Source organism: Streptomyces sp. NPDC001493, from assembly GCF_053597235.1.
On sequence record NZ_JBSFHV010000036.1, the window covers coordinates 65,419 to 72,015 of the forward strand.

Sequence of the window (6,597 nt, forward strand, 5' to 3'; positions counted from 1 at the left end):
CGCCCGAGCGGGTGCCGGGGATGAGCGCGTCGTCCACCGTGCCCGAGCGGGCGTAGCGGCAGGCCGGGCGGTCCCGGCCACTACTCTCGTCGCATGACCACTGGGATCAGCCGCCACGACCGGCGCATCAGCCCGATCTTCCTCGGGATCGCCGCCGTCACGGCCGTCGCCGGGGCCGCCGTGTGGACGGGGTTCGCCGAGCAGACCGGGTTCGCCGTCTTCCTGTTCGTCACGGGTGGCTGGATCGTGTCGCTCTGCCTGCACGAGTACGCGCACGCCCGCACGGCCCTGCACAGCGGGGACATCTCGATCGCGGAGAAGGGCTATCTGACGCTCAACCCGCTGAAGTACACGCACGCGCTGCTCAGCATCGTGCTGCCGGTGCTCTTCGTGATCATGGGGGGCATCGGGCTGCCGGGCGGGGCCGTCTACATCGAGCGGGGCCGGATCCGGGGGCGCTGGAAGCACAGTCTGATCTCGGCGGCGGGGCCGCTGACGAACGTCCTGTTCGCCGTCGTCTGCACGGCGCCGTTCTGGCTGGGCGGTCTCGACGGGGTGCCGATGGCGTTCCGGTTCGCGCTGGCGTTCCTGGCGCTGCTCCAGGTCACGGCCGCGATCCTCAACTTCGTACCGGTGCCGGGGCTGGACGGGTACGGGGTGATCGAGCCCTGGCTGTCGTACAAGGTCCGGCGGCAGGTGGAGCCGTTCGCGCCGTTCGGGCTGATCGCGGTGTTCGGGCTGCTGTGGGTGCCGGAGGTGAACGCCGTGTTCTTCGACGCCGTGGACGCGCTGCTGCGGGGACTCGGGGTCAGCGACTTCGAGACGTACTGCGGGCTGGACACCTACCGCTTCTGGCAGGCGTTCTCCGACCAGCAGGATCCCCGCTGCGAGGCGCTGTCGGCGGCACTGTCCGGGTAGGCCCGCCCGACAGGCGGGACTTTCACCACACGGCCCGGTGCCCCTGAGCCCCGGTGCCCTGCCGCCCGCGCGGACCGGCGGTCAGCTTTCGGTGGTCGCGCGGTGACGGCGCACGTAGTAGAGGGTCATGTTGGAGGAGAGCCCCGCCACCAGCACCCAGAGGATGCCGAGCAGGCTGCCCTGGGCGAAGGAGACCACCGCGGCGACGACGGCGAGGACGCAGACGACGAGCGGGTAGAGGGCGATGCGGGGCATGGGGGCGGCTCCTGTCCGGGGTGGTGCGCGGTCCCGTCCAGTGTCCCTCATGCCCCGTTCCGTTCCGCCGCGGGTCGGGGCCGTCCCGCCGGTGTCCCGTAACGATCTACGGATCACGCGATCCACGGGTCACACGATCCATGGGGGGTCACACGATCCACGGATCACACGTCGGTGGCGCGCAGTCCCGCGTGTGCCTTGTACCGGCGGTTGACCGAGATCAGGTTGGCGACCAGCGACTCGACCTGGTGGGCGTTGCGCAGCCGTCCGGCGAAGACGCCGCGCATGCCCGCGATGCGGCCGGCGAGGGCCTGCACGATGTCGGTGTCGGCGCGGGCCTCGCCCAGCACCATCACGTCGGTGTCGATCTCGTCGATGTCGGGGTCCTGGAGGAGCACCGCCGACAGGTGGTGGAAGGCGGCGGTGACGCGGGAGTCGGGCAGCAGGGCGGCGGCCTGTTCGGCGGCGCTGCCCTCTTCCGGCTTGAGGGCGTAGGCGCCCTTCTTGTCGAAGCCGAGCGGGTTGACGCAGTCGACGACGAGCTTGCCCGCGAGTTCCGCGCGCAGCGACTCCAGCGTCTTGGCGTGGCCTTCCCACGGCACGGCGACGATCACGATGTCGCTGCGGAGCGCGCAGGCGGCGTTGTCCGCGCCCTCGATGCCGAGGCCGAGTTCGGCGGCGGCTTCGGCGGCGCGGGCGGCGTCGCGGGAGCCGATGGTCACGCGCTGCCCGGCGCGGGCGAGGCGGTAGGCGAGTCCGCGGCCCTGCGGCCCGGTGCCGCCGAGCACGCCGACGGTGAGTCCGGAGACGTCGGGCAGGTCCCAGGGGTCCTTGGCGGGCGCCTTGGGCGCACCGGCACTGTCGTGGGTAGTCATGGCCCCGACACTACTTCGGAGTACCGGGTCTCCGGCGGCACACCCCGGCCCGTGCGCGAACGTCCGATACGCGTCCCGACATACGTCCCGTGCGCGCCCCGATACGCGTCCCGTGCGCATCCCCATACGCACCCCGTGCGCGTCCCGTACGGGTGCACCTTCCGTGTCCGGCTGCGGAACGCCCGCGGGCTGCTGCATGATGCCGGGCCATGGATGCCGTGCGCGTGGCGCTGTTGCGTGAGGTGCTCGCCGGGACCGAGTGGCCGGGCGCGGCCCGCCGGTTCGCCGGGGCTCTTCGTTCGTCCGTCGTCCCGCAGGGCGGCGGGCTGCTGCTGGTCGGGACCGAGACGTACGAGCCCTGGCACCTGGCGGCGCACCTGGTCGACGAGGCGACGTGGTCGGGGCTGCCGGAGCTGACTCCCACGCTGGTACGCCACCGGGTACGGCCGGCCGACCCGGCCCATCTGGCGGTCGGGCTGGGCCGGATCGAGGCGGCCGGGCGCGGGGAGACGCTGCTGCTGGTGGCGCCCGAGCGGCCGGACGGCGGGCTGATGGAGCGGGTGTGGGACGCCCGGCGCTCGGGGGCGACCGTCCTCACGCTGGGCGGTGGCGATCCCGAGGTACGGGGGCTCGGCCACGAGGCTCTGGTGGTGACCGAGGAGGACGACGTGGACCTGGACACCGTCCAGCATCTGGTGAGCGCGGCGGCCGGGGAGACCGCGCGCCCGTCGGCGCACGGGCGGCGCTCGTTCCGGGACCGGCTCTCACGGCTCGCGGACCGGCTCACCGCGCCGCCACCGGCGCGGTGGTAGCGGCGCGACCGCGCACCGCCGGCGCACTGGTGGCCCGCCCGGCCGCCCCTTGCGGCAACGGCACCCGACCACCCGTCGCCGGGACGTCTTCGCTGGTCGGGCGGGTACCGGGGGCCGAGGAGGGGTTGCGCCGGACCCCCGGAGGGCCGGACCATGATCTCTCGTGAACGACCCGCGCCCGCGCCGCGCTTCCCGTATCCTCCGTTCCCTCCTTCCGGACCTCGCCCCCTGGCACGCCTCCGCCGACTTCCGGCTGCTCTGGGGCCAGGGGCTGATCACGTACTTCGGCAGCTTCATGGCGCTGATCGCGCTGCCGCTCCAGATCAAGGAGCTGACCGGGTCCCCGCTGGCGGTCGGGGCGATGGGCGCGGTCGAACTCGTGCCGCTGGTGGTCTTCGGGCTGTACGGCGGGGCGCTCGCGGACGCCGTGGACCGCCGCGGGGTCATCCTCGGCACGGAGGCCGGACTCGGTGTGCTGGCCGTGATCCTGCTGGTCAACGCCTTGTTGCCGGACCCGCTGCTCTGGCCGCTGTACGTCGTGGCCGGGGGTGTCTCGGCGCTCGCCGGGCTTCAGCGGCCCGCGCTCGACTCGTTGCTGGCGCGGATCGTGCCGCACGAGCACCTGCCGGCCGCCGCCGCGCTGAACGCCCTGCGCTGGCAGGCGGGCGCGATCGCGGGGCCGGCGCTGGCGGGCCTGGTCGTCGCGTACGCCGGGCACGCCACCGCGTACGCGGTCACCGTCGTCACGTTCACCGTCTCGGTCGTCCTCTGTCTGCGGCTCACCCCCGCACCGCCCGCCCGCGACGCGCAGAAGCCGTCGCTGCGCGGGATCGCGGAGGGCGCGGCGTACGCGTGGAGCCGGCCGGTGCTGCTGGGGACGTACGCGATCGACCTGGCGGCGATGTTCTTCGCCTTCCCGAACGCGGTCTTCCCGTTCCTCGCGGACGACCTCGACGCCCCCTGGTCGCTGGGGCTGATGTACGCCGCCGGGTCGGTGGGCTCGCTGGTGCTGGGGCTGACCAGCGGCTGGACCTCCCGGGTGCGGCGGCACGGGCTCTTCGTGGTGTTCGGGGCCGCCGCCTGGGGGCTGGCCATCGCGGGCGCGGGGCTGTTCGACAGCGTCTGGCCGGTGCTGGTCTGCCTGGCCGTCGCGGGCGCGGGCGACATGCTGAGCGGACTCGGTCGCTCCGCCATCTGGAACCAGACCATCCCGGAGGAGCTGCGGGGCCGGCTGGCCGGCATCGAGGTGCTCTCCTACAGCGTCGGGCCGCAGCTCGGCCAGGTCCGGGCCGGTGCGATGGCGGGCTGGACCGGCACCCGCTCGGCGGTCTGGACCGGCGGGGTCGCCTGCGTCGCCTCGGTGGCGCTGCTGACGGCGGCGCTCCCGAAGCTGCTCCGGTACGACTCCGCCACCGACGAGGACGCCGTACGCCGCCGGGACGCCGCGACGGCCGCCCCGGCGGACCCGGACGCGCCCGCCGCGCCGGGGGTGCCGGCGTTCTGAACCCGGGGGGTCACCGCCCCGGGTTCAGGAGGCCGGGGGCCGGTTGCGGTCGTGCCACTTGGGGTCGGTGTCCCACTCCAGGTTCCGCTCCTGCGCGGTGTCCATGGCGTGCTGCGCCGCCTCGCGCGAGGCGTACGGGCCGAAGCGGTCCTTCGCCGGGCACTCGGGGCCTTCCTCGACCTTTTTGTGCTCCAGGCAGTAGTACCACTCGCCCGGTTTGCCGACCGTGCGCTTCTTGAACAGGGCCATCGGGACTCCTTTCCTCATGGCCAGCTTGCCCCAGGGGCGCTGGTTAGACTCGCTGACATGTCTGGTCAGTCGCTGCTCGCACCCGGGGAGATCTCTCCCGTCCGTTCCGTACCCGGAAATATCCGGCGCCCCGAGTACGTGGGCAAGCCGGGTCCGAAGCCGTACACCGGCCCGGAGATCCAGGACTCCGACACCGTCGAGCGGATGCGTATCGCGGGCCGGATCGCCGCGCAGGCGATGGAGGAGGCCGCCAAGCACATCGCGCCCGGCGTCACCACCGACGAACTGGACCGGGTGGCCCACGACTTCATGGTCGACCACGGCGCGTACCCGTCGACGCTCGGCTACCGCGGCTTCCCCAAGTCCCTGTGCACGTCGGTCAACGAGGTCATCTGCCACGGCATCCCCGACACGACGGTGCTGCGCGACGGCGACATCGTGAACCTCGACGTGACGGCGTACATCAACGGCGTGCACGGCGACAACAACGCCACCTATCTCTGCGGCGACGTGGACGAGGAGTCGCGGCTGCTGGTGGAGCGCACCCGGGAGTCGCTGAACCGGGCCATCAAGGCGGTCCGCCCCGGCCGCCAGATCAACGTGATCGGCCGGGTCATCGAGTCGTACGCCAAGCGGTTCGGCTACGGCGTGGTGCGGGACTTCACCGGGCACGGCATCAACACCTCGTTCCACTCCGGCCTGATCGTGCCGCACTACGACAGCCCTCACGCCACCACCGTGATGAAGCCGGGGATGACGTTCACCATCGAGCCGATGCTGACCCTGGGCACCCACGAGTACGACATGTGGGACGACGGCTGGACCGTGCTGACCAAGGACCGCAAGCGGACGGCCCAGTTCGAGCACACCCTGGTGGTGACGGAGACCGGGGCGGACATCCTTACCCTGCCGTAGGACCGACGGGTACCTCCGGCACGAGCGCGCGCCCGGTGGCCCGGGACCGGTGATCTCCGGTTCCGGGCCACCGGGCGTTCGCGTTCCCCGGGCGTTCGTGTTCCCCGGGCACGGAGTGTTTACCGACAAGAAGTCGGCAACATGTTGACTTAGGTAAGCCTAAGTAAGAGGATCGGGGGGTGGTCGACGCGGTGCGAGCCGCCGCGTCGACGCCGCACGTTTCCGACCTTCCCGGTTTTACGCTCTCTCGGCCCCGGAGGCCCGCCTTGGACACGTCCACCGGCACCGTCACCCCCGTCACCCCGTTCTCCACGGTCATCCGCACCGCGTCCCACGAGCAGCACACGGAGGCGGAGACCTCGACCTTCATGGGCGACATGCTCGGCGGACGCCTGGGGGTGGACGCGTACACCCGCTACACCGAGCAACTGTGGTTCGTGTACCGCGCGCTGGAGGAGGGCGCCGAGCGGCTGCGGCAGGACCCGGTCGCCGGGGCGTTCATACAGGCGCCGCTGATGCGGCTCGCCGAACTGGAGCGGGACCTGGCGCACCTGCGGGGGCCGGAGTGGCGCGAGGGCCTGGAGCCGCTGCCTGCCACCGCCGCGTACGCCGAGCGGGTCGCCGCCTGCGCCCGTGACTGGCCCGCCGGTTACATAGCGCACCACTACACCCGCTACCTCGGCGACCTCTCCGGCGGACAGATCATCCGCGACCGGGCCGAGAAGACCTGGGGGTTCGCGCACAAGGGCGACGGAGTGCGGTTCTACGTCTTCGAGGAGATCTCCAACCCGGCCGCCTTCAAGCGGAGTTACCGCGAGCTGCTGGACGCGGTCGACGCCGACGACCTGGAGCGGCAGCGCATCGTGGACGAGTGCAAGCGTGCCTTCGCGCTGAACACGGCCCTCTTCCGGGAGCTGGGCGAGGTCTTCCCGCACAGCGCCTGACGGGAACGGCGGAGGGGCGGGCAGCCGGCCGGCTACCGCGAGGTGACGCCGGACGCACTGGACCGAGCCGTGGACGAGGCCGGCCGTCACGTCTTCGACCTCCGCGCCGAACTCCCGCTCACCGT

At 72.4% G+C, this 6,597-nt stretch carries 8 protein-coding genes; 5 read left to right on the forward strand and 3 right to left on the reverse strand.

The features are described from left to right. The first annotated feature begins 93 nt into the window (after positions 1 to 93). Positions 94 to 918, forward strand: coding sequence for a site-2 protease family protein (locus ACWCWD_RS33875; protein ID WP_450778962.1), 825 nt, complete (start codon positions 94 to 96; stop codon positions 916 to 918). 81 nt (positions 919 to 999) lie between these two features. On the opposite strand, the gene ACWCWD_RS33880 is transcribed toward ACWCWD_RS33875, so the two are convergent. Then, entirely contained in the window at positions 1,000 to 1,173 is a 174-nt protein-coding gene (locus ACWCWD_RS33880) for a hypothetical protein (protein ID WP_266703675.1), read from the reverse strand. Positions 1,174 to 1,337: 164 nt separating this feature from the next. Next, positions 1,338 to 2,048 (reverse strand): NADPH-dependent F420 reductase, encoded by a 711-nt coding sequence (gene npdG, locus ACWCWD_RS33885; protein ID WP_450778964.1) that lies wholly within the window; start codon positions 2,046 to 2,048, stop codon positions 1,338 to 1,340. 209 nt (positions 2,049 to 2,257) lie between these two features. On the opposite strand from npdG, the gene ACWCWD_RS33890 reads away from it, so the two are divergent. Then, positions 2,258 to 2,860 carry a hypothetical protein gene (locus tag ACWCWD_RS33890; protein ID WP_450778965.1) on the forward strand — a complete coding sequence of 201 codons (603 nt, stop codon included), beginning with the start codon at positions 2,258 to 2,260 and terminating at the stop codon, positions 2,858 to 2,860. Positions 2,861 to 3,056: 196 nt separating this feature from the next. Beyond that, on the forward strand, positions 3,057 to 4,364 hold the full coding sequence (locus ACWCWD_RS33895; protein WP_450778977.1) for an MFS transporter: 1,308 nt from the start codon (positions 3,057 to 3,059) through the stop codon (positions 4,362 to 4,364). Positions 4,365 to 4,388: 24 nt separating this feature from the next. Here ACWCWD_RS33895 and ACWCWD_RS33900 read toward each other — a convergent pair whose 3' ends face one another. After that, the gene (locus tag ACWCWD_RS33900; RefSeq protein WP_266703680.1) at positions 4,389 to 4,613 is read right to left on the reverse strand and encodes a hypothetical protein; all 225 of its coding nucleotides are present in this window, start codon (positions 4,611 to 4,613) and stop codon (positions 4,389 to 4,391) included. A 57-nt stretch (positions 4,614 to 4,670) separates the two neighbouring features. Here ACWCWD_RS33900 and map point away from each other — a divergent pair, with 57 nt between their 5' ends. Beyond that, positions 4,671 to 5,528, forward strand: coding sequence for a type I methionyl aminopeptidase (gene map, locus ACWCWD_RS33905; RefSeq protein WP_450778967.1), 858 nt, complete (start codon positions 4,671 to 4,673; stop codon positions 5,526 to 5,528). Between the two features lie 266 nt (positions 5,529 to 5,794). Further along, positions 5,795 to 6,472 carry a biliverdin-producing heme oxygenase gene (locus ACWCWD_RS33910; protein ID WP_450778969.1) on the forward strand — a complete coding sequence of 226 codons (678 nt, stop codon included), beginning with the start codon at positions 5,795 to 5,797 and terminating at the stop codon, positions 6,470 to 6,472. Positions 6,473 to 6,597: the final 125 nt, after the last annotated feature.

What these genes read in the sequence shown, in the direction of transcription:
- ACWCWD_RS33890 (WP_450778965.1), top strand. Translation starts at nt 2,258, where the DNA reads ATGGATGCCGTGCGCGTGGCGCTGTTGCGTGAGGTGCTCGCCGGGACC.
- ACWCWD_RS33875 (WP_450778962.1), top strand. Translation starts at nt 94, where the DNA reads ATGACCACTGGGATCAGCCGCCACGACCGGCGCATCAGCCCGATCTTC.
- ACWCWD_RS33900 (WP_266703680.1), bottom strand. Translation starts at nt 4,613, where the DNA reads ATGGCCCTGTTCAAGAAGCGCACGGTCGGCAAACCGGGCGAGTGGTAC.
- map (WP_450778967.1), top strand. Translation starts at nt 4,671, where the DNA reads ATGTCTGGTCAGTCGCTGCTCGCACCCGGGGAGATCTCTCCCGTCCGT.
- ACWCWD_RS33880 (WP_266703675.1), bottom strand. Translation starts at nt 1,173, where the DNA reads ATGCCCCGCATCGCCCTCTACCCGCTCGTCGTCTGCGTCCTCGCCGTC.
- npdG (WP_450778964.1), bottom strand. Translation starts at nt 2,048, where the DNA reads ATGACTACCCACGACAGTGCCGGTGCGCCCAAGGCGCCCGCCAAGGAC.